At 42.7% G+C, this 25,251-nt stretch carries 23 protein-coding genes and 3 tRNA genes; 12 read left to right on the top strand and 14 right to left on the bottom strand.

Annotation, left to right across the window (positions count from 1 at the left end):
* Nucleotides 1-144: 144 nt before the first annotated feature.
* A complete protein-coding gene (locus KHS38_RS00570; protein ID WP_213485989.1) occupies nt 145-765 on the top strand; it encodes an L-threonylcarbamoyladenylate synthase in 621 nt (206 codons plus the stop codon).
* A 58-nt stretch (nt 766-823) separates the two neighbouring features.
* Here the strand turns inward: KHS38_RS00570 and trpA are convergent, their stop codons facing one another.
* Genes trpA through trpD form a run of 4 tightly spaced genes read right to left on the bottom strand, consistent with a single transcriptional unit; the run spans nt 824 to nt 4,475 of the window.
* Nucleotides 824-1,615, bottom strand: coding sequence for a tryptophan synthase subunit alpha (gene trpA / locus KHS38_RS00565; protein ID WP_213485981.1), 792 nt, complete (start codon nt 1,613-1,615; stop codon nt 824-826).
* 59 nt (nt 1,616-1,674) lie between these two features.
* A complete protein-coding gene (gene trpB, locus KHS38_RS00560) occupies nt 1,675-2,856 on the bottom strand; it encodes a tryptophan synthase subunit beta (RefSeq protein ID WP_213485980.1) in 1,182 nt (393 codons plus the stop codon).
* A gap of 7 nt (nt 2,857-2,863) precedes the next feature.
* A complete protein-coding gene (locus KHS38_RS00555; RefSeq protein WP_213485976.1) occupies nt 2,864-3,481 on the bottom strand; it encodes a phosphoribosylanthranilate isomerase in 618 nt (205 codons plus the stop codon).
* A 4-nt stretch (nt 3,482-3,485) separates the two neighbouring features.
* Nucleotides 3,486-4,475, bottom strand: a complete 990-nt coding sequence (trpD, locus tag KHS38_RS00550) for an anthranilate phosphoribosyltransferase (RefSeq protein WP_213485975.1) — start codon at nt 4,473-4,475, stop codon at nt 3,486-3,488.
* A 309-nt stretch (nt 4,476-4,784) separates the two neighbouring features.
* Here trpD and KHS38_RS00545 point away from each other — a divergent pair, with 309 nt between their 5' ends.
* Nucleotides 4,785-5,735, top strand: a complete 951-nt coding sequence (locus KHS38_RS00545; RefSeq protein WP_213485974.1) for an ion channel — start codon at nt 4,785-4,787, stop codon at nt 5,733-5,735.
* 63 nt (nt 5,736-5,798) lie between these two features.
* Entirely contained in the window at nt 5,799-6,659 is an 861-nt protein-coding gene (locus KHS38_RS00540; RefSeq protein ID WP_213485973.1) for an SDR family oxidoreductase, read from the top strand.
* 94 nt (nt 6,660-6,753) lie between these two features.
* Here KHS38_RS00540 and KHS38_RS00535 read toward each other — a convergent pair whose 3' ends face one another.
* From KHS38_RS00535 to recR, 3 genes are read right to left on the bottom strand one after another with little or no spacing between them, the layout of a single operon-like run.
* Nucleotides 6,754-7,569: an SDR family oxidoreductase gene (locus KHS38_RS00535; protein ID WP_213485966.1), complete on the bottom strand. Its 816-nt coding sequence runs from the start codon at nt 7,567-7,569 to the stop codon at nt 6,754-6,756.
* A complete protein-coding gene (locus tag KHS38_RS00530) occupies nt 7,553-8,392 on the bottom strand; it encodes a glycosyltransferase family 2 protein (protein WP_213485956.1) in 840 nt (279 codons plus the stop codon). Before KHS38_RS00530 ends, KHS38_RS00535 begins: the two co-directional genes overlap by 17 nt.
* 1 nt (nt 8,393) lies before the next feature.
* Nucleotides 8,394-9,011, bottom strand: coding sequence for a recombination mediator RecR (gene recR / locus KHS38_RS00525; RefSeq protein WP_213485953.1), 618 nt, complete (start codon nt 9,009-9,011; stop codon nt 8,394-8,396).
* Between the two features lie 172 nt (nt 9,012-9,183).
* Between recR and KHS38_RS00520 the strand changes: the two genes are divergently transcribed.
* Nucleotides 9,184-10,668, top strand: a complete 1,485-nt coding sequence (locus KHS38_RS00520; RefSeq protein WP_213485950.1) for a sodium:solute symporter — start codon at nt 9,184-9,186, stop codon at nt 10,666-10,668.
* Between the two features lie 30 nt (nt 10,669-10,698).
* Complete coding sequence (locus tag KHS38_RS00515; RefSeq protein ID WP_213485945.1) at nt 10,699-11,406, top strand: LOG family protein; 708 nt, start codon at nt 10,699-10,701, stop codon at nt 11,404-11,406.
* 78 nt (nt 11,407-11,484) lie between these two features.
* Here KHS38_RS00515 and KHS38_RS00510 read toward each other — a convergent pair whose 3' ends face one another.
* Nucleotides 11,485-13,443 (bottom strand): redoxin domain-containing protein, encoded by a 1,959-nt coding sequence (locus KHS38_RS00510; RefSeq protein ID WP_213485942.1) that lies wholly within the window; start codon nt 13,441-13,443, stop codon nt 11,485-11,487.
* A gap of 79 nt (nt 13,444-13,522) precedes the next feature.
* Between KHS38_RS00510 and KHS38_RS00505 the strand changes: the two genes are divergently transcribed.
* Both KHS38_RS00505 and KHS38_RS00500 read left to right on the top strand, forming a co-directional pair.
* Nucleotides 13,523-14,755 (top strand): TCR/Tet family MFS transporter, encoded by a 1,233-nt coding sequence (locus tag KHS38_RS00505; RefSeq protein WP_213485939.1) that lies wholly within the window; start codon nt 13,523-13,525, stop codon nt 14,753-14,755.
* Nucleotides 14,756-14,829: 74 nt separating this feature from the next.
* Entirely contained in the window at nt 14,830-16,083 is a 1,254-nt protein-coding gene (locus tag KHS38_RS00500) for a TCR/Tet family MFS transporter (RefSeq protein ID WP_213485936.1), read from the top strand.
* Here the strand turns inward: KHS38_RS00500 and KHS38_RS00495 are convergent.
* Nucleotides 16,075-16,836 (bottom strand): MBL fold metallo-hydrolase, encoded by a 762-nt coding sequence (locus tag KHS38_RS00495; protein ID WP_213485933.1) that lies wholly within the window; start codon nt 16,834-16,836, stop codon nt 16,075-16,077. The genes KHS38_RS00500 and KHS38_RS00495 overlap by 9 nt on opposite strands.
* Before the next feature lie 96 nt (nt 16,837-16,932).
* Here KHS38_RS00495 and KHS38_RS00490 point away from each other — a divergent pair, with 96 nt between their 5' ends.
* Nucleotides 16,933-17,292 carry a winged helix-turn-helix transcriptional regulator gene (locus KHS38_RS00490; RefSeq protein ID WP_213485931.1) on the top strand — a complete coding sequence of 120 codons (360 nt, stop codon included), beginning with the start codon at nt 16,933-16,935 and terminating at the stop codon, nt 17,290-17,292.
* Between the two features lie 4 nt (nt 17,293-17,296).
* On the opposite strand, the gene KHS38_RS00485 is transcribed toward KHS38_RS00490, so the two are convergent.
* Together KHS38_RS00485 and KHS38_RS00480 are read right to left on the bottom strand one after the other, a co-directional pair.
* Nucleotides 17,297-17,893 (bottom strand): DUF502 domain-containing protein, encoded by a 597-nt coding sequence (locus KHS38_RS00485; RefSeq protein ID WP_213485929.1) that lies wholly within the window; start codon nt 17,891-17,893, stop codon nt 17,297-17,299.
* A 14-nt stretch (nt 17,894-17,907) separates the two neighbouring features.
* A complete protein-coding gene (locus tag KHS38_RS00480) occupies nt 17,908-20,436 on the bottom strand; it encodes a bifunctional UDP-N-acetylmuramoyl-tripeptide:D-alanyl-D-alanine ligase/alanine racemase (RefSeq protein ID WP_249665235.1) in 2,529 nt (842 codons plus the stop codon).
* On the opposite strand from KHS38_RS00480, the gene KHS38_RS00475 reads away from it, so the two are divergent.
* The 4 genes from KHS38_RS00475 to KHS38_RS00460 all read left to right on the top strand — a co-directional run bounded on the left by KHS38_RS00475 (nt 20,435) and on the right by KHS38_RS00460 (nt 21,950).
* Nucleotides 20,435-20,926, top strand: coding sequence for a regulatory protein RecX (locus tag KHS38_RS00475; protein ID WP_213485928.1), 492 nt, complete (start codon nt 20,435-20,437; stop codon nt 20,924-20,926). The genes KHS38_RS00480 and KHS38_RS00475 overlap by 2 nt on opposite strands.
* A gap of 99 nt (nt 20,927-21,025) precedes the next feature.
* Nucleotides 21,026-21,098 (top strand) — tRNA-Gly (locus KHS38_RS00470).
* 55 nt (nt 21,099-21,153) lie between these two features.
* Nucleotides 21,154-21,239, top strand: a tRNA-Leu gene (locus tag KHS38_RS00465).
* Between the two features lie 372 nt (nt 21,240-21,611).
* Nucleotides 21,612-21,950, top strand: coding sequence for a hypothetical protein (locus KHS38_RS00460; protein ID WP_213485927.1), 339 nt, complete (start codon nt 21,612-21,614; stop codon nt 21,948-21,950).
* Nucleotides 21,951-22,063: 113 nt separating this feature from the next.
* Here the strand turns inward: KHS38_RS00460 and KHS38_RS00455 are convergent.
* From KHS38_RS00455 to KHS38_RS00445, 3 genes are all read right to left on the bottom strand, one after another.
* Nucleotides 22,064-22,145 (bottom strand) — tRNA-Leu (locus tag KHS38_RS00455).
* 117 nt (nt 22,146-22,262) lie between these two features.
* Nucleotides 22,263-23,663: an undecaprenyl-phosphate glucose phosphotransferase gene (locus KHS38_RS00450; protein ID WP_213485926.1), complete on the bottom strand. Its 1,401-nt coding sequence runs from the start codon at nt 23,661-23,663 to the stop codon at nt 22,263-22,265.
* A 180-nt stretch (nt 23,664-23,843) separates the two neighbouring features.
* Nucleotides 23,844-25,133 carry a sugar transferase gene (locus tag KHS38_RS00445; RefSeq protein WP_213485925.1) on the bottom strand — a complete coding sequence of 430 codons (1,290 nt, stop codon included), beginning with the start codon at nt 25,131-25,133 and terminating at the stop codon, nt 23,844-23,846.
* Nucleotides 25,134-25,251 lie beyond the last annotated feature (118 nt).

Below are 25,251 nucleotides of genomic sequence, written 5' to 3'. Positions count from 1 at the left end.
AATAAATATAAACACAAGCTAATTAGCGGTTATATATTGGTATCATGAATTAAAACAATTTATTATACTATTCAAAATATTAATTATTCGGGAAATTAGCTGACTATGTAAAACCATCGTTACCCTATATTTGCTATTACTACCATGCTAATTAAAATATATCCCGAAAATCCTAACCCTAAAGCCATTGAGCAAGTTGTACAAGTGTTGCGCAAAGGTGGCCTTATCATCTATCCAACAGATACCGTATACGGCCTAGGCTGTGACATTACCAACCAGAAAGCGATTGAGGCCATTGCGCGTTTACGCCATATCAAGCCCGAAAAAGCTAACTTTTCTTTCATATGTTATGATCTGAGCCATATTTCGGACTATATAAAGCCTATCGATAACAGTACCTTCCGGATCTTGAAAAAAGCGTTACCCGGACCTTTTACCTTTATTTTTAACGCCAGCAACAACGTACCTAAACTATTAAGCTCTAATAAAAAAACAGTGGGTATACGTGTGCCCGATAACAATGTTGCACGAGAGATTGTAAAACAATTAGGTAACCCTATTCTATCAACCTCCATACGGGATGAAGATGACATTATTGAATACTCCACCGACCCGGAACTGATCCATGAAAAGTATGAAGACCTGGTGGATTTGGTGATTGACGGCGGCTATGGCGGCAATATAGCATCAACCGTTGTAGACTGCACCACAGGCGAATTTGAAATAGTGCGTGAAGGCAAGGGAGATTTAGAAATATACTTATAAAATGTAAATGCCATATCGTGAGGCGATATGGCATTTACATTTTGAAGGAAGTGTATACTTAGCTTTTTATTGACTGTATAAACTCCGGAATGCGCTCCAGATAATTTTCCGTTCCTAAAAATTTTACAAAGGCACTGCCTACAATGGCGCCATTGGCATATGCTGTAGCTTTTTGGTAAGCTGCTTTATCGGCAATACCGAAACCAATAACCGTTGGGTTTTTAAGCTGCATATCCTTTATCCGCTGAAAGTAGCTTTCAATAGTGTCTGATATAGTAAGGCTTCGGCCAGTGATGGATGCAGATGATAAAAGGTATATAAAGCTATTACTCAGCTCGTCAATTTTACGAATGCGTGCTTCGGCAGTTTGCGGCGTAACTAAAAATATATTGCTCAAGTTATGCTTTGCAAAGATGTCTTTATACAACTGTTCGTACTCATACATAGGCAAGTCGGGCACAATTACACCATCTACGCCTACTTCTGCCGCCTTAGCGCAAAAGCGTTCTACACCGTATTGCACCATCGGGTTAGCGTACCCCATCAATAGCACAGGTATGCTTATGCGCTGCCTTAATTCTTTTAGCTGCTCGAACAGCAGGTTTAGCGTCATACCGGCGTCGAGTGCTTTTTGAGAGCTGTGCTGAATGGTTGGCCCGTCTGCCACGGGGTCGGAGTATGGAAAACCGATTTCCAAAAAATCGGCACCTGCTTTTTCGAGTGCCTCGGCTATATCTAGCGTGGCGTTTAGCTCGGGGTAACCGGCTGTAAAGTATACGGATAACAGGTTGTTCTTTTTTTCCTCGAACATGCTGTTCAACCGGTTCGCAACAAGAGATTCGTGACTCATGGTTGGTTTATTTCTTTTTCATCGTGATACTTATAAGGGCATCACGATGAATGGTAATATTAAAAATTAAAGTGTTTGATGTAGGTGCTCAAATCTTTATCGCCACGGCCTGACAGGCAGACGATAACATTATCCTCTTTACGGAACTGCATTTTTTCGAGGTGGGCAAAAGCATGTGCCGATTCAATGGCTGGAATAATACCTTCCAGCTGTGAAAGCAGCAAACCGGCATTTAGAGCTTCGTCATCCGTAATGCTTACATATTGTGCCCGCTGTACTTTGTGTAAATGCGCATGCTGCGGCCCAATGCCCGGATAATCCAAGCCGGCCGAGATAGAGTACGGTTCTACAACCTGGCCATCATCCGTTTGCATCAGAATAGTACGGCTACCATGTAAAATACCCTCCTTGCCTAAAACTGATGTAGCGGCCGAATGCCCGCTATCCACACCCTTACCGGCTGCTTCTACAGCAACCAGCTTAACTTCTTCATCATCCAAAAAATGGTAGAACATCCCCATGGCATTGCTGCCACCACCCACACAGGCCAGTACATAGTCAGGCAGTTGTTTGCCGGTATGCTCCTGTAATTGCTTTTTAGCTTCAAGCGATATGATAGACTGGAAACGGGCAACCATTTCAGGGTAAGGGTATGGCCCTACTACGCTGCCGATGATGTAATGGGTATCTTCGGGATTGTTGATCCAATCGCGCATGGCTTCGTTGGTAGCGTCTTTTAAAGTTTTGCTGCCTGAAGTGGCAGGAACCACTTGAGCACCCAGCATTTTCATGCGGGCCACGTTAGGTGCCTGGCGCTCCATATCTACTTCGCCCATGTACACTACACATTCAATGCCCCGTAGCGCGCAAACAGTTGCTGTGGCTACGCCATGCTGCCCCGCACCCGTTTCGGCAATGATGCGTTTTTTACCCAACCGTTCGGCTAAAAGTATTTGGCCGATGGCGTTGTTGATTTTGTGTGAGCCGGTATGGTTCAGATCCTCACGCTTTAAAAATATATTAGCACCGTACTTTTCGGACAGGCGTTTGGCGTGATATAACGGCGACGGACGACCTACGTAATCCTTCAGCAACTGTTCAAATTCGGCCTTGAAGCCGGCATCTTCCGTAATGTTCAGGTATTGCTGGCGCAGCTCTTCTATATTGGGGTACAGCATTTCGGGAATGTAAGCCCCACCGAAGTCGCCGTAATAGCCTTGGTCGTTAACTGTGTATTTCATGTATATCTTAATTTCTTAGTATGTCAAATGCCTGCTTAAGCTTTTCTACGTCTTTAAATCCCGGCTCGGTTTCAAACCGGCTGTTCAGGTCAACACCATAAAAAGCAGGATGTTCGATGCATTTTACTTCGGCCACGTTATCGGCACTTAAACCGCCGCATATAAAAAAAGGCACGTTTAACTGGTAGCTGTTTAATATACCCCAATTAAAGGTTTTGCCAGATCCGCCATGAGCGTCAGTTTTGGTATCAAACATAAAATAATCTACACTGTCGGCGTAAGCTTTCAATTGACTAAAATCAAAGCTATCATCTACGCCGAAAGCTTTTAAAACGGTAACCTCCGTTTTTAGCTCTTTGCAAGTTTCCGGCGTTTCGTTGCCGTGTAGTTGTACTGCATTAAATTTATACTTAGCAATCAGCGCCTTTATTTTTTCGGGCTCTTCATTTACAAATACTCCGGTTTTTATCAGCTTGCTGGGTAGCTCATGCAGCGTATCAAAATTTAAATCAGCCATATATCTTGGTGATTTGCTATAGCAAATAAAACCCATCAAATCCGGGCCTAAACCTGCAACATCCCGGATATTTTCGGGTACCTTCATGCCGCATACCTTGATCTTCATATGCTTAGCTGGCTAACAACTGTTTAAAGCTTTTCAATGCATTGCCACTTACCAACGCCTCTTCTGCCTCATAAAAACTATCGGCAAAAGTTTTGGTTGAATCAATGGTTTTAATAGCGAGGGCAGCGTTACACAATACTACATTTTGTTGGGCGGCGGTACCCTCATGGTTCAGCACTTTCATGAATATACCCGCCGATTCAGCTACGGTATGCCCACCGGTAATTTCGCCTGCATCCAACTTTTCAAAACCTAAGCTTGCCAGTGTATTAATGCGTTCCCCATTGTTCGAGAAAGTTTTAAAATCACCGGTCAGCGATATTTCGTCATAACCATCCAACGCATTCAATATAGTATAATTAACCGATGATTTTTGATATAAATAAGCATATAACCGAGCCAGTTCCAGGTTGTATACACCAACCATCTGATTATTTGGTTTAGCCGGATTTACCATTGGACCCAGCATATTGAAAAACGTTTTTACCGCCAGCTCACGGCGTATAGGCGCAACGGTTTTCATGGCCGGATGAAAAAGCGGTGCATGTAGAAATGTAATATTCGCTTCTTCCAATCCCTTATTTAATTTGCTGATATCATTGGTAAACTGGTAACCCAGATATTCTATTACGTTGGATGAACCGCAACCTGACGACACCCCATAGTTACCGTGCTTGGCTACTTTGTAACCGGCACCCGCTACTACAAAAGAGGCCAGTGTAGATATATTGAACGTATCCTTACCATCCCCGCCTGTACCGCACAAGTCTATCAATTGGTCGGCTTCCAAATCGGCAGGCAGGCAAAGCTCCAGCATCGCATCCCGAAAGCCTTCCAGTTCATCAACAGTGATGGATCGCATGCAATAGGCAGTCATGAAGGCAGCCATTTGCGAGGTATTGTACTTGCCCTGCGCAATATTGGTCAGAATATCTTTCGACTGCTCGCGGCTGAATGTTTTGTGTTCAAATAAATGGTTAAGTATCGCTTTCATGCTCCTTAGTCCCTTAAAGGGAATGTATGTTAAATTTTATTTGGGTCCTTAATTGCTTAATGTATTCACTCCTCAACTGAGTTTAAGCGCAAAAAGAAAGGGTTGCCTTGCGGGCAACCCTTTTAATATTCTTATATATAAAAACACAACATGGGATTGCCTTACGATTACTCGTTAAGCCACCACCAATTGTTGTTTTGTATGTTCATTATTTTGTTGTTGAAGCAAATATGAATATACTTTTTTCTAAATGCAAATACTTAGTAATATTTTTATGGCCTCTAAACAGCAGCAGGGCTTTGATAAAACATGGCAATTGAAAAAACAGCGATTAACCCCGAAGATGACCTCGGCTTTGGCAACCAGGCTATTTCACAACGCATTGTTAATCGCGACGGCACAATCAACGTAAAGCGCAAAGGGCTGCCAGCACTCAATACGTTCGATAATTATAATACACTTATTACCATGAGCTGGCCAAAATTTTGGTTGATGGTGATAGGCGCTTACCTTATCACTAATATATTGTTTGCTACTATCTACCTGCTGCTCGGTATCAATAACTTAAACGGTGCCGACGGCAATACGCCGTTGCATCACTTTTTTGATGCCTTCTTTTTTTCGGCACAAACGCTATCAACCGTAGGTTACGGGCACATAAGCCCTAAAGGTATAGCCACTAACTTTGTGGCGGCTTTTGAATCCATGATCGGCTTGCTGGCTTTCGCCTTGGCTACTGGTTTGCTTTACGGCCGTTTTTCCCGGCCCTCGGCCAAGATCAGTTACAGCGATCAGATGCTGGTGGCGCCTTACTTAGGCACGGGCCGGGGATTAATGTTCAGGATGGCAAATAAGCGCCGCAACATATTAATTGATGTAGATGTGGAAGTAATTTTCTCTTATAACGAGATGGTTGACGGCAAACCAGTACGCAAGTTTTTCCCGTTAGAACTGGAACGCAGCAAGGTAAGCATGCTAACCCTTAGCTGGACGGTTGTGCACCCGCTGAACAACAACAGCCCGATAAAAAACATAACACTTGAAGAATTACGTGCTACCAACGCCATCTTTACTATATTAATAAAGGCTTACGATGACGCCTTTGCCCAAACGGTTCATTCGCGCACATCCTACCAATATGATGAGGTGATTTGGGGCGCCAAATTTACGCCTGCTTTTTATCATGACCAGGATGGTAAAGTGGTACTCGACATTAACAAGATAAGTGACCACATACCTGCTGAGCTCCCCATTGGTTAAGTATTTTTACTTTAAGTAAACCCAAGCACCATACTTGGGTTACTAAAGAAACGATTAACTACCATGGAACAAAAACCAACATCATTCTCGGGCGAAAAGCAGGATAGCCAGCCGGGCAGCGAGCAAGATATGAATATCAAGCCTGAGTATATCAGCGAAGATTATAAAGCATCAGGTAAATTACAAGGCAAGGTTGCCCTGGTTACCGGTGGCGACAGCGGTATTGGCCGTGCTATTTGCGTACATTATGCGAAAGAAGGCGCCGATGTAGCTATCGTTTATCTGGACGAGGATCAGGATGCCGAAGAAACCAAAAGACTGGTTGAAGAAGCCGGCCAGCGTTGCCTGCTGCTTAAAGGAGACATTAAGCAAAGTAACTTTTGTAAAGAATCCGTTGAGAAAACAGTAGCCGATTTTGGCAAGCTCAACATACTGGTAAACAATGCTGCTATGCAATTCCCGGAAAGCGAATTTCAGGAAATTGACGAAAATCAGTTAGATACTACCTTCAGAACCAATATCTTCTCACAGTTTCATTTCGCATCTGCTGCGTTGAACTATCTGCAAGAAGGCGATTCTATAATTAACACGACTTCGGTTACTGCTTACCGCTCATCACCGCATTTGATAGATTACTCATCAACCAAAGGTGCTATTGTAACCTTTACCCGCTCGCTGGCTAAAAATCTGGCTGAAAAGAAAATCAGGGTTAACGGTGTTGCGCCAGGTCCAATCTGGACACCACTCATTGTATCTACGTTCGACGAAGAAAAAATCAAATCATTTGGCCAGGATGTGCCGCTGGGCCGGGCAGGCCAACCGGCGGAAGTTGCTCCCGCTTATGTTTTTCTGGCTTCACAGGATGCATCGTACATCACCGGGCAAATTATCCATGTCAATGGCGGTGAGGTTGTAAACGGATAAATCCAAGCCCCTCCCAAACCTCCCCCGGTTGGGAGGGCTTTGAAAATAAAAGGTGTTGTCAGTTGCTTACACCGTTAAGAAGGGAAGAGATCTCTTATTTTAACAGCGGATCTCTTTCTTTGGTAAATACGTTATATACCAGCTTATCCAGCCATGCCGGGAACAGCTTGCTCAGGGTAACAGTCAGTTTTCCCTGCCCTGTCATAATCAATGTGCGCGAACGGTTTTGAATACCGTCGGTAATGATCTTAGCCACTTCTTCGGCAGTCATCATTTTATCTTCCTCCAGGCTGCTTTCGCCTTGTTGCTTGGCTTCTTTGTTTAAAGCGGTGTTGCGGATATTGGATGCGGTGAAACCCGGACAAGCCGTTAACACGTGCACGCCTGTTTTCAGATTTTCGACCCGCAGGGCGTCCAAAAAGCCGTTCATGGCAAACTTGGAAGCCGAGTACCCTGTACGACCGGGTAAGCCCTTATATCCGGCAATTGAAGATACGCCAACTACCGTTCCTTTTGATTTAAGCAATTCGGGCATTGCATATTTGGTACAATAGACCGTACCCCAGAAGTTAACGTCCATCAGGCGTTTAATTACCTGCAGATCGAGGTCCTTAAACAAGGCGCGCATGCTTATACCGGCATTGTTAATCAACACATCAACGCGGCCAAAGGTGAGCACGGCTTGTTTAATCAGTAAGGCACAATCGTCCTCAATGCTTACATCACATTGCACGGCTAACGCCTTTACGCCATACTGCTTTTCTATCTTTTCGGTAATATCACAAAGATTAACATACTGGCGGGCTGCCAAAACAAGGTTAGCACCACGACTGGCACATTCATGGGCCAAAGCCTTACCAATACCAGATGAAGCACCGGTAATGACAACAATTTTATCTTTCAAATTCATATGATGGAGCAGTCCATCCGCTTGGGCCTTTTATGCGCAGCTCTGGCATCCGGACAAGGTATTTGCCGGCAAAAGTAAGCATTGCTCCATAAAAGTTTTTGATATACTGCCAACTATATTTATCGGCTTTTTTTGACTGCTGATGAATGACGAACGTTTTAGCGAAATAGTAATTCATGAAACCCGCCAAACGGATGCGGTAAGAAAGATCAATGTCCATTCCATACATCTGGAAGCGTTCGTCAAAAAAACCCGTTTTATCCAGCACACTTTTATGCATCAGCATAAAGCTGTTGCAAATAATATCTGTTTCCGTAGTTTCAAACTCCTCGTCCCAGCCCGGTTTAAAGCGGCGGCTAAACAAGCGGGATTTAGGAAACAGGCGGCTTAAGCCACTAAATTTAAAGAACTGTATCCAGGCCGAAGGAATGCAGTTTTTAGAGGCAGGTATAAAATTACCTTCCGCATCCAGCGCACGTACAGTTAAAGCACCTGCATGCGGGTGCGATTCCATAAAGCTTAATGCTTTATCAAGCGTATCTTCTCCTGTTATGGTACAAGGGTCAACTAACAAAATGTATTCTCCGGTGGCTGCTTCTATTCCCTGGTTGGCCGCTTTGGTGTAGCTCAATTCTTTTTCGTTTCCAAGAAGCTTTACATGCGGAAATTCAGTTTGAACCACTTGAACGGAGCGGTCAATTGAGGCATTGTCAACTACTATCATCTCGTAATCAAAATGCCTGGCGGCTTCGTTCACTGAGGACAAAGCCTGACGAAGAGCCCTGCATTGGTTTTGATTAACGACGATGATAGATAGCTTCATGTTATTTAGCGAGTGAATTTTCGTAAGGTACCCTGGTGGTAATGGAACGGCCCAGGGTTATCTCGTCCACATACTCCAACTCACCTCCAAACGCTATGCCACGGGCGATGGTAGAAAGCGTTATGTTAAAATCTTTTAGCTTTTTATGCAAATAAAAGATAGTTGTGTCTCCTTCCATGGTAGCACTGAGGGCAAAAATGATTTCTTTCACCTCATTTGCCCGCAAACGCTCCACTAACGACTCCACTTCAAGGTCTGACGGGCCAACTCCATCCATCGGCGAAACCAATCCGCCGAGCACATGGTATACACCAGTGTACTGATTTGTATTCTCTATAGCCATCACATCGCGCGTATCTTCAACCACGCAGATGGTATTACGATCCCGTTTATGTGATGAACATATCTCGCAAACGGTATAATCTGAAATGTTATGGCAAACACGGCAGTGCTGAATTTCATTGCGCAGCTTAGTCATGGCGGTGCTAAAACGCTCCACGTCAGGCCGGTCCTGATTAAGGAGATGCAACACCAGTCTAAGTGCAGTTTTTTGCCCGATACCCGGCAGCTTCGAGAATTCAGTTACAGCATTTTCTAACAGTTTAGAAGAAAAATTCATACATCAAATTTACAAAAAATAAGCCGTTTTTGCTGTCAATGCAGGGTAAACAAGCAGCGCCGTTGCCATAAAATGGAATGAAATATTTATTGGTTTTGCTATGCGGTATAGTGCAGTTTTACTTGTTTTTATTAGCTTGCAACTGCTAACCATTTAAGCACAGCTATATACTATGTCGCCTGGAATTTTACTTTTATTTATCGCCGGTTACTTTTTGGTATTGATTCTTATCTCCTACTTAACCTCGCGGCAATCGTCAGACAATGACACCTTTTTTGTGGCTAACCGCAATTCAAAATGGTATTTGGTAGCCTTTGGTATGATTGGTACCGCATTAAGCGGAGTTACCTTCATTTCGGTACCGGGCAAGGTAGGCGCTGCCAGCGGCGACCAGTTTGCTTACTTTCAGTTTGTGCTGGGCAATGCGGCGGGCTTTTTAATTATTGCGGGCTTATTGCTTCCGCTTTATTACCGCATGCAGCTTACCTCCATTTACAGCTATATTGAAAGTGCGTTAGGGAAGTGGAGCTATAAAACGGCTGCAAGTATATTTCTGGTTAGCCGCACCATCGGTTCGGCATTCCGGTTGTACCTGGTGGTAATTGTACTGCAAAAATTCATTTTCGATAGCTACGGCATACCGTTCTGGGCTACGGTAATGATTTGCTTGTTGCTTATATGGTCATACACCTTTAAAGGCGGCTTAAAAACCATTATTATAACCGATAGTTTGCAAACCCTGTTCCTGGTATCTTCGGTTTTTTTGTCTATTTACTTTATATGCCGCAGTTTAAATTACAATGTATTTGAAGCCGCAGAGGCCATCAAAAACAGCAGCTACTCTAAAATCTGGTTTTGGAATGATTTTCTGAGCAGTAAGTTCCATTTCAGCAAGCAGTTTATGGGCGGCTTGTTTATCACTGTTGCCATGACGGGGCTGGATCAGGATCTGATGCAGAAAAACCTGAGCTGTAAAAACATCGGCGAGGCGCAGAAGAACATGCTCAGCTTCACCACCGTTTTTTTAATCATCAATATATTTTTCCTGAGCGTTGGTGCGTTACTGTATATATACGCCGCAAAAAACGGTATCAGTGTCGAAAAAACGGATTACCTCTATCCTACTATTGCATTAAAATACCTGGGTACTTTGCCTGCTATTGTTTTTATGCTGGGACTAACAGCCGCCACGTTTGCCACAACCGACTCGGCCCTTACAGCATTAACAACCTCGTTCTGCGTTGACTTTTTAAACTTCAATAAACGCAATGACACCAATAGCCCAAAAATGGTAAAGTTGCGCCATTACGTGCACGTAGCCTTTTCGGCGCTGATGTTTTTAACCATCATCTTTTTTAATTCGGTTAATAATGATGCCGTAGTAAGCGCTATATTCAAGGTAGCAAGCTATACCTATGGACCACTGCTGGGCCTGTATGCTTTTGGTTTGTTTATGAGCGGCAGGCAGGTAAATGATAAGCTGGTGCCGTTTATTTGTTTAATATCGCCGGCAGTGTGTTATTTTTTAAGTACGGAGTCAAAAACAATATTGGGCGGATACGTTTTTGATAATGAGCTTATCATTGTAAATGGTTTAATTACCTTTGCCGGCTTGCTACTTACCTCCCGTGCAAAAACGAAGGTAATGGCACTTTAATTACTACATTCATTTTGAAAAAGATTATATATGACAGGTGAAGAAAAAATAAGAAGAGCGTTCCAGAACCAAAACTGGCACGAAATAAAAGTAACCGACTCCTGGTCTATCTTCAAGATCATGGCGGAGTTTGTGGATGGGTTTGAAAAACTGGCTAAAATTGGTCCGTGTGTATCTATATTTGGCTCGGCACGTACCAAAAACGAAAATCCATACTATAAACTGGCCGAAGATTGTGCCCGTATGCTTACCGAACGCGGCTTCGGTGTAATATCAGGCGGTGGCCCCGGTATTATGGAGGCGGCCAACAAAGGCGCATATGAAGCCGGCGGCAAATCAGTAGGCTTAAACATTGAGCTGCCGTTTGAGCAGTTCCACAACAAATATATTGACCGTGATAAACTACTGGAGTTCGATTATTTCTTTGTGCGCAAAGTAATGTTCATGAAATACTCACAGGGCTTTATCGTGCTGCCGGGCGGCTTTGGCACCATGGATGAATCATTTGAGGCGATTACCCTGATACAAACGGGTAAAATTGCCCGCTTCCCAATTGTTTTTGTAGGCCTGGATTACTGGAAAGGACTATTTGACTGGGTGGAAGAAAAGATGCTGCATGCAGAAAGCAACATCAGCCCGGATGATTTGAATTTATATCGTTTGGTAGATACTGCTGAAGAAGCTGTGGAACACATCTTCCGCTTCTATAACAAATACTTATTGAAGCCCAACTTTTAATAGGCCCTTACATCACATATTAAAAAGGGACGCTAAAAATCAGCGTCCCTTTTTAATTGAAATCAATAGTTGTTTTTACTATTCGTTCTTTGTAACCTTTTGTGCACCGGCAACTGCCGCATCTGGGTTTAAAGCCAAATCTACCATAGCCGAAACCTCATCCAATACGCCTGAAGTGCTACCTGAGTAGCCAACATGTTTAAAGCGAATATTACCATTGCCATCAATAACAAACTTAGTTGGTATACCATCTACATTGAACGTGGTTACTACTTTGGCCTGGCGGTTATCTTCGTTTTTCTCATCTATCAGTACATGGAAAGTGTATTTATTGTCGGCAATAAACTTCTTTGCGCCGTCGATGTAATTGTCGCCATGTTCCCAGGTATCGATAAACAAAAACTTCACATTCGGATTATCTTTATACTTGTTTACGGCCAGTTGCATACCCGGAAATGAGGCTTTGCAAGGACCACACCATGTAGCCCAAAAATCAACCACTACCACTTTGCCTTTCAGGCTGGCCAGTGATACTGCATTGCCGTCAAAATCTTTCAAAGTAAAGGCTGGTGCCGGCTGGTTGATCATCTCTTTAACCAACTTAGCTTTCAAGGCAGCATCAGATGCGCTTTTGAGCGACGCATAATAAGTATCGAAACCACTATCTGAACCTTTGGTCTTCGCGTACATTTCTTTTAGTGCGGTGTCAATTTCACCCGAGCTTTTTCCTTTCTGAACTGCTTTTTCTAACACCTGTTTAGCTTTTGCATCCTGGCCATTAGCTTTCAGTATCGTAGCATAATTATAACTTATTTCGGCATCTGGCTCTGTTGCTTGCTCATAAACCGGTTGTTCAAAGCTTAAAGCCTCTTTGTGTTTACCTTGTTTATAAAGTATAAGTGCATACGTATCGGCATAGCTATCGTAAGCCGACTTGTAGTTCTTTTTCAAAGAGGCTTTGGAGTAATATGGCATAGCAGGCGGATTATTAATCTGAGCCGATACATAATCTAGCGATTGTTTGGATAGAGCAGCAGCCTCGTCCAGCTTTTGCCCGCTTTTGGCCAGTTCATAAGCTTTACCGTTCAGGCTGCCGGCCAGCCGGGCTTTATCTTTAACCTGGGCTGCCAAGCGGCTAAACGCTTCCATCTTGTCGGCTTTCAAATAAGCAGCCGCCAACTGAATTCGCATATTGTCGTGCGGGCTCCGTTTGTCGGATGCATTTTCCGGATAATACTGGATATAGTCTTTATAAATAGCCTCTTTCTTATCCGGATCCTGCTCCTGGATGAAAGACATGAACTTGATGTTTTTCACCGATTCGCCATTTGGATATTTAGCTTTGGTAAGTGCTAATAGGGAGTCAGCCTGAGCGTTTCTCTTCGTAGCATAATAAATATCCTTGGCCAGCATCAGATCCTTCTCCTCGGTACTTTTACTCAAACTATTAAGCTTTTCATTCAGCAAAGCAGCAGATGCCGGATCCTTTTTACCAGCAAGCAACATGTAGTAATTGCTTTGATATTCTTTATCAATACCAGGGTTCTCTGTTATATCCTTTTTATATAAATCAATGCTGCCGTCAATATCCCGTTTGATGTTGGCAAGCGCACTGCCCATACCGGTAGACAGGATATAAGCCTTTGAAGCATATGCTCCCGGTACAGGCTTTTTACCGTTATGAACCAGGTAAATATACCCCTTATCACTATTGTTATCTACCAGATCATCTTTGCCAATGCGAATCATAAATGACTTGGCTGTTGCCGGAATAGTTAGCTGGCCTTGCAAGCTCTTGCCAACCGGTTTCAAAGCAATATCATCAGTTGGAAAATCTTTATTATCGATAAAATAAACCGTTGCGCTTAAACCTTTTTCGCCTGCTAATGGCGTACCTTCGGGATTGTAAGTAAGCGTCAGCTTTTCACCGGGCTTAGGGTAAGGATCGGACAGGGTGAGATGTGAGGTAGATTGTGCAATTGCGGTTTGCATAGCCAGTACACCGGGCACGGCAAACAAAAGGTTAAGTTTTTTCATAGCTTACTGATTTTGAGACAATTTATATTTTTTTATTTGATAACTATAAATTAATATAAAAACGCGTACTTTACAGGTTATGGACAATATAGTTCAACCTAAACGAGAGCCTGCCTTAGGTTTCATTTTCATTACGCTTTTGATTGATATTACCGGTTTCGGCATTGTTATCCCGGTATTTCCTAAATTAATAGAGCACCTCATTCATGGCAATTTGAGTGATGCCGCCAGGTATGGTGGCTGGCTCACCTTTGCCTATTCGGTAATGCAGTTTTTATTTGCCCCGGTGCTGGGCAACCTCAGTGATAAGTATGGCCGCAGGCCAATTCTGTTAGGTTCCTTATTGGGATTTGCTATTGATTATACCTTCCTGGCGTTTGCACAATCCATTTGGTGGTTGTTTGTTGGGCGCATCATTGCCGGCATTACCGGTGCCAGCTTCACTACTGCATCGGCTTATATTGCAGATGTAAGCACACCCGAAAAGCGGGCGCAAAACTTTGGTATTATTGGAGCAGCTTTTGGTATTGGCTTTATCATAGGGCCGGTGTTGGGTGGCGTATTAGGTAATATTGATACCAAACTGCCGTTTTTAGCTGCGGCAGGCCTGGCATTGCTTAATGCAATCTACGGGTTCTTTATTTTGCCCGAATCTTTGGCACCCGAAAACCGCCGTTCTTTTGAATGGCGCAGGGCTAATCCGGTTGGTTCGCTTTTACAGCTTAAAAGATACCCGGCCATCAGCGGACTGGTTGGTTCATTGATACTGATCTACATTGCCGCACATGCGGTGCAAAGCACCTGGACTTTTTTTACGATGGAAAAGTTCAGCTGGAAGGAAGACATGGTAGGTTACTCGCTTGGCTTTGTTGGTATCCTATCCGGCCTGGTGCAGGGCGTTTTAATCAGATACACTATTCCTAAATTTGGTCAAAAACGCAGCATTGTATACGGGCTGATACTTTACAGCATTGGCTTACTACTATTTGCCTTTGCCAGCCAAAGCTGGATGCTGTTTGCCATACTGATAGTTTATTGCCTGGGTGGTATTGCCGGCCCGGCATTGCAGGGCCTCATCAGTTCCCAGATACCATCAAATGAACAAGGCGAACTGCAGGGCAGCCTTACCAGTCTCATCAGTGTTACATCCATTATAGGTCCGCCGTTGATGACCACACTTTTTGCCTGGTTTACAGACAAAAAAGCACCGGTTATCTTTCCCGGAGCACCGTTTCTTACCGGCGCAATTTTAATGTTGGTGAGTACCATCCTGGCCGTCCGCAGTTTTAAACGACCTGAAAAGACGGCCTAATAAGTTTTGAACACCCCAAACAATATATTGCCTGCAAGCTTTAAATGTTGGCTATTGGCCGCCTGTTAAAAATCATGAATCAGCCCGCTCCCACAGCAAAACGCCCGGCCGCTTTAGGCTTTATATTTATTACCATCTTTATTGATGTGCTGGGTTTAGGCATTATCATCCCGGTATTGCCCAAGCTATTAATGATGTTAGGCAACATCAACAACAGTACGGCAACGCAATATAGCGGCTACCTTACCTTCGCCTATGCATCTATGCAGTTCCTGTTTTCGCCGATATTGGGTAACTTAAGCGATAAGTATGGCCGCAGGCCTATCCTTTTGGGCTCTCTGCTGGGCTTCGGTATTGATTATGTGTTTATGGCTTTTGCCCCAACCATTTGGTGGCTTTTTGTGGGACGTATTATCGCAGGCATTACAGGCGCCAGCAACACCACCGCCACGGCTTACATTGCCGACGTGAGCACGGGCGAAAACCGGGCAGCTAACTTTGGACTGGTAGGCGCAGCCACCGGCCTGGGTTTTATTTTAGGTATTGGCTTGGGCGGATATTTGGGTGCCATACATATTAAAATGCCGTTCATTATTGCAGCGGCCCTGGCCTTGTTGAATGCGGTGTATGGTTACTTTGTGCTGCCGGAATCATTAAAGCCAGAAAACCGCAGGCCCTTTGAATGGAAGGGAGCCAACCCGGTTGTATCTCTAAGGCGCTTAGGTATGTTCCCGGCTATTACCGGCCTGGTTAGCGCTTTTACCCTGGTTTACATTGCACAAAAAGCAATTGAATCGGTGCTGCCGTTCTTTTTGGTGGAGAAGTTCAACTGGAGCCTTAACAGCATCAGTAGCCTGGGCATATTTATCGGTGCGCTGCTTATCACCATACAAGGCTTTTTAATACGGATTATCATCCCCAAAATCGGGCAGGAACGGAGCATCGTATCCGGTCTGCTTTTTTATGGTGTGGGCCTGGCGCTGATAGCCTTTGCCAGTAAAGGTTGGATGATGTATTTGTACATGATACCATATTGCCTCGGCGGCATATCAGGGCCAGCGCTGCAGGGCATTATCACCAGCCAGGTACCAGCCAACGAGCAAGGCGGCTTACAAGGTGCGCTAACCAGTTTGGTTAGCGTTACAACAATCATCGGCCCCCTTCTCATGACCTCTCTCTTCTCGCATTTTACCAATCGTAATTTATCAGCTATATATTTCCCGGGAGCCCCTTATCTGGCCGGCGCTGTTCTGATGTTTATCAGTACAATAATAGCAGTGCGTAATTTCAAAAAGGGATCCTTATTGGCTGATAAAAAATCAGCGTAAAAACACATCGCCATCGTTAGGTACAAAGCACCGATTAGTTAGGTTGTGCTGATGTAATGCCAACGCAATTGCTGCACGATTTTCCGTTCCGTGATTAACGGCTTCCAGATGCGCCACATAGATTTTAGCTCCGGCTGTATACCCACATACCGAGATGATATCCGGTATGTTCATCACAATAGGATCACCTTGTAAAAAGCGTGCTGCGCCACCGTTTACAATAATATGATTGGGTTGATATTTATCGATGGTGTCTTTTACATCGTTACACCATATGGTATCACCTGCGATGTAGACTACCTGCTTTCCGTCGTCAATAATATAGCCTGATACTGTGCCCATTCGCCTGCCAATTTCACCGGTGCCGTGTTGCCCATTTGTACGGATAATTCGGATGCCGTGCCACACCACTTCATTGTGTACAGGCAGTACATTACTGAAGCCTGTAGCTTTAATTGCCGCCTCATCTTCATTCTGGCATAAAATGGGCACGTGTTTGGGCACCAGTTGCTGAGCCGCGGTATCCCAATGATCAAGATGGATATGGGTAAGCAATACAGCATCAGTTTGGGAAACAATTGCAGCCAGCTCCTCCTGGCTAACAGGCAGATCAATAGTTGGATTTCTTTGATTGCCGGGTGTACCGGGAAAAGCATTATAGCTACCTTTAGCAGCAAGCATTGGGTCAACTAAAAGGGTTTGATTATTGGCTTTAATAACAAGTGTAGCGTTACGCAAAAGTTGTATCTTCATGATCTGACCATTAATTTTGGTATTGCAAAAATGACATCCATTCTTTGCCCCGCCAAGAAGTTTACTTTTTGGTAACCAGTTCACTATTTAGTAACCATGGATTACAACCAATTCAGGCATTGCGGACTTAACGTTGCGCTAAACATCTTATCAGGCAAATGGAAGCCCATTATCCTATATCATTTATTTCATCAGGAAGAAATCCGCTTTACTGAACTTTGGCGCATTATACCTAAGGTGGCCAAAAAAGTATTGCTGGAACATTTAAAGCAAATGGAAAGCAGCGGATTAATTATACGTGAAGAAAAGCACACCTTTCCGCCGGAAGTCTATTATGGAATATCCGATAAAGGCCGTGCTTTAGGCCCTGCACTTGCCGCATTGGAAGAATGGGCAAACACTTATGCCTGCGAAGAAGTAAAAGAGCTACGCGCCAAACGTAAAGTTACAGCTTAGCAACCTACTCCAGGCCACTTACCCCACCTGATATGACGAACTTCATCATCTCGGCTGCGCTGCGGTCAATCGGTTTCACTTTATCGGCCTTTACAATAACCACCTGGCCTGCAAACGAGTAAGAATATGGAAAATATACGGCTACTTCGCCAGGTAGCCCCATCAGGCTTAAATCTTTCTGGGTAAGGAAGCCTATCTTTTTCAGCCCTGTTTCATTGAACTCAACAATCACAGGTTCATTGAATTTCTTTTCTTCACCTACAAAGGCCTCGGTAAGGTCTTTTATAGATGAGTACAGAAACTTAAACAGCGGCAAGCGGTTTAGCCAGCGGCTAAGCCAGTTTTTTATCGGATCGGTAATAACGTTGGTAACCAGTATGCCGGCTATCATGATAAGTACCAACACGCTTAAAATTCCTAAACCCGGAATGTAGGTGGTTTTCCCTGTTTTAGGATTCACCCAAAAGACATCACTCAAATTCAGCGCCTTATCTACACTGGATACGGCCCAGAAAATCAAAAATATAGCAGCTCCCAGCGGTACAACCACCAGTAAGCCTTTAATAAAGTAATTAAATAATACGCGGGCTACCCTGTTCATAAGCGGGTGCAATTTTACTCATAAAAGTACACTCTTTTTACTCGCTGCGAAATATTGGTTAAAATTTCATACGGAATAGTGCCGATTTGCGTGGCTAAGTCTTCAATACTCTGCTGTTCGTTAAAAATGATTACCTCATCGCTTTCTTTTACATCGGGTACTGCACTTACATCAATCATACACATATCCATAGCAATGTTACCTACTGTAGGCACCAGTACACCTTTCACCAGCATCTTCCCTACGCCGTTGCCAAAGGCCCGCAAATAGCCGTCGGCATAGCCAATTCGTACGGTAGCTATTTTGCCATCTTTCAGCAAGCTACCGTTACGGTTGTACCCTACGGTATCGCCGGCCATAATGCTTTTCACCTGCGATATACTGGTTTTAAGGGTAGCAATAGGCTGCAGCCCGTTCAAATGATCGGGCACGGCTGCATCTATACCATACAAACCTATACCAAGGCGCACCATATCAAAGTGCGCATCGGGCCAGCGGTTAATGGCTGAGGTATTACAAATATGTTTAATAACCGGATAATCGAGCGCTTTTTCAATCAAAGTGAAGGCTCGTCGGAACAGTTTTATTTGCTGGCGCGTGAACTCATCATGCTCCTGCGCATCACTGGCTACCATGTGAGAAAATACGGTTTGCACGTGGATATAAGGGTTTTCTTGCAGCAAATCATACAGCACCTCAATTTCATGGTCTTCAAAACCAAGACGGTGCATACCTGTATCAATTTTAATGTGAACAGGATAGGCTTTGATATTTTGCTGTTGAACAAACTTAATGAAGCGATCAAGCAGATTGAAACTGTAAATCTCGGGTTCCAGTTTAAATTCCGTCAATTTATCAAACGCTGCAGGCTCAGGATTGAGCACCATAATGGGCAGCTTAATACCAGCCTGGCGCAGGGCAATGCCTTCGTCTATATACGCTACAGCCAAATAATCAACCTTATTGTATTGCAGTATATTGGCAACCTCAAACGTACCGCTCCCATAACTAAAAGCCTTCACCATAGCCATTAGCTTTACTCCCGGCTTTAACTTGGATTTATAAAAGTTCAGATTTCCCAGCAAGGCATTCAGATTAATCTCGAGCATGGTTTCGTGCGCCTTTTGGGAAAGCGCACGGCTGATGCGCTCAAACTCAAAACTGCGTGAGCCTTTGATCAGAATTGCCTCGTTATTGAAATTGAGCTGCTTGCGGTAACGCAGCATTTCCTGGGTATCTTTATAAAAATGCTTATGCTGCAATTCAAAATAATGCTGATGCCGGTATAGGGCCTCACCTACCGCAATGAATTTATCAACCCGCTTACTTTTTACTAAATCGGCTACCTGACGGTATAAGACATCCTCATGCAAGCCTGACTGAAAAATATCTGATAAGATTAAGGTTTTAACCGGATGCTGATTTTGCTGTTGTAAAAAATTCAGCGCTATTTCTAGTGAACGGATATCTGAATTATAGGAATCGTCTATTATGGAACAATCGTTAATTCCTGTTTTCATTTCCAGGCGCATGCTTACGGGGGTCAATCGCTCCAGCTTGATATCTGCCTCTACCGCGCTGTATCCCATCGCCAGCAGCGTTGCCCAGCAAACAATCGCATTCTCAACCGACGCCTCATCCAAAAATGGAATCAAGGCTTCAATTTCATAACCTTTGTACACGGCACGCAGGTAAAAGCGCTTGGAGATGATCGTTTCACTAAATACATAAAGATCAGCTTCGTTAAACTTCATGCTCCAGGTAAAAGTGTTTACGCCGGCAGGCATATCAGTTTTGTATTCCACCATTTGGTCATAATTGTGCACCAGTAAGCCCACGCCTTTAAACAGCTTAAGCTTTTCTAATACCTTTTGCCGGCGATTGTCAAAACCTTCATCATGTGCGGAGCCAATATGTGTTAGTATGCCAACCGTTGGTTGAATGATAGCCTCCAAAGCATCCATTTCATTTACGGTGGATATACCGGCTTCGAAAATACCCAAGTCATTATCTTCCGTAATTTGCCATACAGACAACGGCACACCTACCTGCGAGTTGTAACTTTTGGGATTACGCACTATATTTTTACCTGCCGACATTACCTGGTACAGCCACTCCTTAACGATAGTTTTACCATTACTACCTGTAATACCAATTACTGGTATGTTAAACCGGCTCCGATGATAAGCAGCCAGCGTTTGCAATGCTTTCAATACATCAGCAACCAATAAAAAGTTAGCGCCCTGAAAATCACCTGCAGGCTGATATTGCACTACAAAATTGCGAACGCCTTCGTCATATGCCTCAGATATAAACTCGTGTCCATCTCGCCGACCGTTTAGGGCAAAGAACAAACTTTCGGGTGCGTTGCTTATTTGCCGGCTATCGATAGCTAAATACGAAATGGTATTTTCACGAACGATGGTGCCTGTTGCATTAATAATTTGCTGAACGTCTTTGATAGAATATTGGCTGCTGAGCATGGGTACGAAGTTGGCTATATTTATGTAAAGAGAAGAATTTTCGGTAAATTTGGTTTGCATGGAGGAGCCGAAAAAGAAGAAAATTACTGATGAGAAAACCGCTCTGGCCAAAGCCGAACATTATTGCGCTTACCAGGAAAGATCCCAGCAGGAAGTACGCGATAAGCTTTACGAAATGGGAATGTACCCTACCGGTGTGGAAAGCGTGATAAGCCAACTGATAGCCAATAACTTTTTAAATGAAGAACGCTTTGCCAGAGCCTATGCACAAGGTAAGTTTAACCTGAAAGGTTGGGGACGTATAAAAATAAAGCAAGGATTGAAGTTGAAGCGTGTATCTGATAAGCTTATCACCAAAGCATTGCTAAGTATTGATGGCGATGATTATATACGTACACTACAAAACATTTTAGAGCGTAAGAACGCCAAAATGCAGGAGCCGGACAGCTTTAAACGCCGCTATAAGCTACAGCAATATGCCATGAGCCGGGGCTTTGAAAGTGATTTAATAAATGATGTTTTGAAAACCAGCGGATTACAAAAAAGTTAACGAAGTTTTAAAAAAATAATTTGGAGCAATTGTTTTTGTGTCTATATTTGCATCACCAAAACGCAAGGGGGTATGTTAAAGTATCCTGAACGTTAAATTGCGAAAGTAGCTCAGTTGGTAGAGCACGACCTTGCCAAGGTCGGGGTCGCGAGTTCGAATCTCGTCTTTCGCTCCCAATCCCTTCCGAAATATCAGGAGGGATTTGTTTTTGAAAAGGTTAATCACCTGCTCGGGTGGTGGAACTGGTAGACACGCAGGACTTAAAATCCTGTGATCCTTAAAGATCGTGCGGGTTCGATTCCCGCCCCGAGTACAAAGCCCTCCTGATTTTTCAGGAGGGCTTTGTTGTTTTTATAAGCTTACCCCTGCTCTGGGTATATCAAGAAACTTGTGCTTGGCCCAACCACTCCATCCTATTCTTTTAAAAATTGATAATAAAGCTTCTCTATTATTTGTACTTACGCCTTGTCTCATATAGGCGCATATGTGCCAATGAATTTATCGCCACTCTATTCCCTTGTCGACAAGTATTGCTTAAATGATTCATTAGAAACTGATATTGAACAGTTAATCTTTTTATTATGCATAATAAAATTGTATAAAAACTTGACAAATACTTTGCAATTCAAAGTACTTTTATCTTACTTTGCACTACAAAGTAAATTCGTTACACAACCTTGATACCATGACACCAAAAAGCACTTTATCCCTTCAATTATTTTTCCCGGCGTTGCTGAGTAAGCAAACGTTAGTTGGCGCTACAGTTGCATTAACACTGATGGCATTCTTTATAGCCGGTGTTAAGCACCCTGACCCTACGTGGGGCAAACTATGGATGATTAGGCCGTTAGTATTTGCAATGTTAGCCGGAGCAGCAGGCGGCACATTAGGCTACTTCATGAATATACTGCGTAAACAGAAAGGCTGGAACAAAGCCCTAACATTTACAGCATGCCTGGTAGCATATGTTATTGCAATTTGGATGGGAAGTGTTTTAGGTTTGGATGGCACCCTTTGGAACTAATCACCAGAACTTAAATATTACTCTCTATTTAATAGACTTTAATCTTAAAAATAAATACCTAAACCTACATAAACAAAAAGCCGTTAACTTTTCAGTTAACGGCTTTAAACCTGTGCGGAAGAAGGGACTCGAACCCCCACGCCTCGCGGCGCCAGATCCTAAGTCTGGTGCGGCTACCAATTACGCCACTTCCGCGGTTAGGATTTGTTGAGCGCAAATATAGGCTTAAATCAACAACTATAAAATTAATTTGCGCTTTTATTTTACATTCTGTTTAAGCTATTGTAACTCAGTACAATAATTTTCAATTAATTAGAATGCGTTTTTATCGCCCTTAACCGTATTCCAAAAAGTAAGGAAAATAATTTTCAAATCAAGTAAAAACGACCAGTTCTCCAAGTACCAAACATCAGCCTCAATACGCCCCAGCATGGCTTCTGTAGTACGCGTTTCTCCCCTGTGTCCATTTACCTGCGCCCAGCCGGTGATGCCGGGCTTAAGGAAATGACGTACCATGAACTTATCAATCAGTTGAGAGTACTGCTCGGTATGCGATAACATATGCGGTCGTGGACCCACTACCGTCATCTCCCCTATAAGTACATTGAAGAATTGAGGCAACTCATCCAAATTAGTGCGACGCATAAAGGCACCTATTTTGGTGATACGGCTATCGCCACGGGTGGCCTGCATTTTGTCCGATTCTTTATTCACCTTCATACTCCTAAACTTGTAGCAGTTAAATGGTCTGTTTTCACGCCCGGAACGGCTTTGCACAAAAAACACAGGCCCGGAAGACTCACGCTTAATTAATAAGGCCAGGATGGGGAAAAGCCAGCTGAATACAAATATGATAATGAATAAAGAAAATACGATATCAAATAACCTTTTGAAGAAACGGTTAAGCATGTTCTCCAAAGGCTCCGGCCTTATGGATATTACCGGTATATGTCCAAAGTTTTGGATAAATGTAGGCTTGTGGATATAGAAAAACTCGGGCACCAGCTTGAACCGTTTCAGGTTCTTGTCTGCATCTAACATCAACTGCTCAATTTTTGTTGCCTCAGTATTTGGTAACGTACAAAATATCTCTTCGATGTTTTTATCCAACATGTATGGTATGCAATGGTCTGTTGACCCGAGGTATAGCTTTTTATCTACTACCTTCTCCGGATCATCATCAAATATGCCCAGTATCTTGTATCCACGTTCGGGATTATAGGTTACAAAGTTATACAAGTCATGCCCTATTCTGCCCCCCCCTACAATTACTGCATTCCTATAATCAGCCAGCATGGCGCGGTCGCTTTTCCTTATGCTCAGGAATATCAACTTCCACAAAAAAAGTAAAAATCCAAACAAGGCTAATGCATAAAATAAGAACTCTCTTGTAATGTAGTACGCCTTAGTACCAATAATAATAAGAACGGTAAAACAGATAAGACTTACAAAAAGCATGTAGGTATTAAATAAGCCACGGTAAGTTTTTACCGAATCCTTATTTAATACATGCTCATATATACGTGTAATATTGGCCGATAAAAGCCATATTAAATTAAACACTAAAACTATGGGAAGATAGTTTTTATTGCTGATCCAGGCAATATAGGAGTGATCTACAATCAGATAGGCAATTATCATACTTATATTAAGTATGACATAATCAACAGATAGATTAATAGCTTTAATAAAAGTAGCGTACCTGTGACTCATAGGTAATTAGCGTTTCAACTGTTTTAAAGGCAGATTTTACAGATACGCTAAAATAGCAGATATTTTTTAATTATAAAGATTAAAACGATGTTATATTATTTATATTAATATCCTACTTGCGAAAGCTTAAAATTAACAAAATGACAAATTAATAAAATCTATTAAAAAGAAAAAAGGGAATTACTTCCCTTTTCCTTGAACCATTACTTTTACAGTTCTTAGTATGATGTTTAAATCTGAATTTAGACTCATGTTTTGCAGGTAAACTAAGTCGAACCGCATCCGGTCGCACATCTGGTCTACACTCTCGGCATAACCATAATGTACTTGGCCTATAGATGTTAATCCTGGTTTAACACGAAGCAGTTTTTTATAATCTGGCGTTCTTTGAACGATCTTCTCAATAAAGTGCTGCCTTTCAGGACGAGGGCCAACTACTGACATATCTCCACGCAGTACGTTCCAAAACTGAGGTAATTCATCCAAACGGGTTTTGCGGATTACACGCCCCCATTTAGTAATACGCGGGTCATTGTCTTTAGATAATTGTGGGCCAGCTTGTTCAGCATCTATATACATGCTCCTGAACTTATAGATATAAAAAGGCTTGTTATTACGGCCAATTCTTTCCTGCTTGTAAAACACAGGACCTTTTGAGGTAAGTTTAGTTATAAGTAATAGCAAGGCAAAGAAAGGCGCGCCAAAAAGCATAACTACCGCTGAAAAACCAACGTCGAAGCTTCTTTTTAACAACCTAATTTTTAAACTGATTTCAGGATGGGAAGTGATATGCAAAACCGGCACATTGTGATAATTTACCAGCTGTGCATAGTTATTGCTTAAAATCAAATCCGAAACTACTTTGATTTTGATAAAGTTTTCATCACCAACACAAATCAAACGCTTTAATAATTCAGTATCCAATTGCTTGTAGCATATAAATACTTCGTCTGGCTTCTTGCTTAATAAATTCTCAATCAGCTTTTCTTCCGGCATGTTTTGGATCTGATCTTCAGAAATAAAATCAGCCAAATCATAACCGTATTCCGGGTGATGCGAGAATGATGTTACTAAGCGTGCTGCAATGTTTTCATCACCTATTATGATAATTTGACGGTGGTTGTAACCTTTCTTTCTAATATAATCCAGGAAAAGGAACAAACCAGAGCGTGATATCAGTATAAAGACAAAGAATAACCCATAAGCAGCGATGTTGCTTGTGCGGGATATATCGCCAATTTTAAGGAAATAAATAGCGCCAAAAACAACCAGTAAGTGATTAAATAAGGTAATCAAAAACCGGTTAATGTTATCTTTCAATACAAGTGGTCGTACAACCTGATAGTTTTTGGAAACAGCTGATACACCTATCCATACAAGATTTACCAAAAGAAAGTAATCGCGTGTATTGGTGTTGTATTGAGAATCTGAAAAGATAATCAGTGAAAGATATAATGCTATATTAAGCATTATTAAATCGGATATAAATATTAATCCTGATAGATAGCGGGAGTAGCGAACAGACATAGGATGATATTTATAGATTAAAGTTTATCAGATAAATTATTAAGCACGTATTCATATATTG

The organism is Mucilaginibacter sp. Bleaf8, from assembly GCF_018390515.1.
Taxonomy (GTDB): domain Bacteria; phylum Bacteroidota; class Bacteroidia; order Sphingobacteriales; family Sphingobacteriaceae; genus Mucilaginibacter.
The sequence above is the reverse complement of the archived record's forward strand: the minus strand, read 5'-3'. Positions and strand labels throughout refer to the sequence as shown.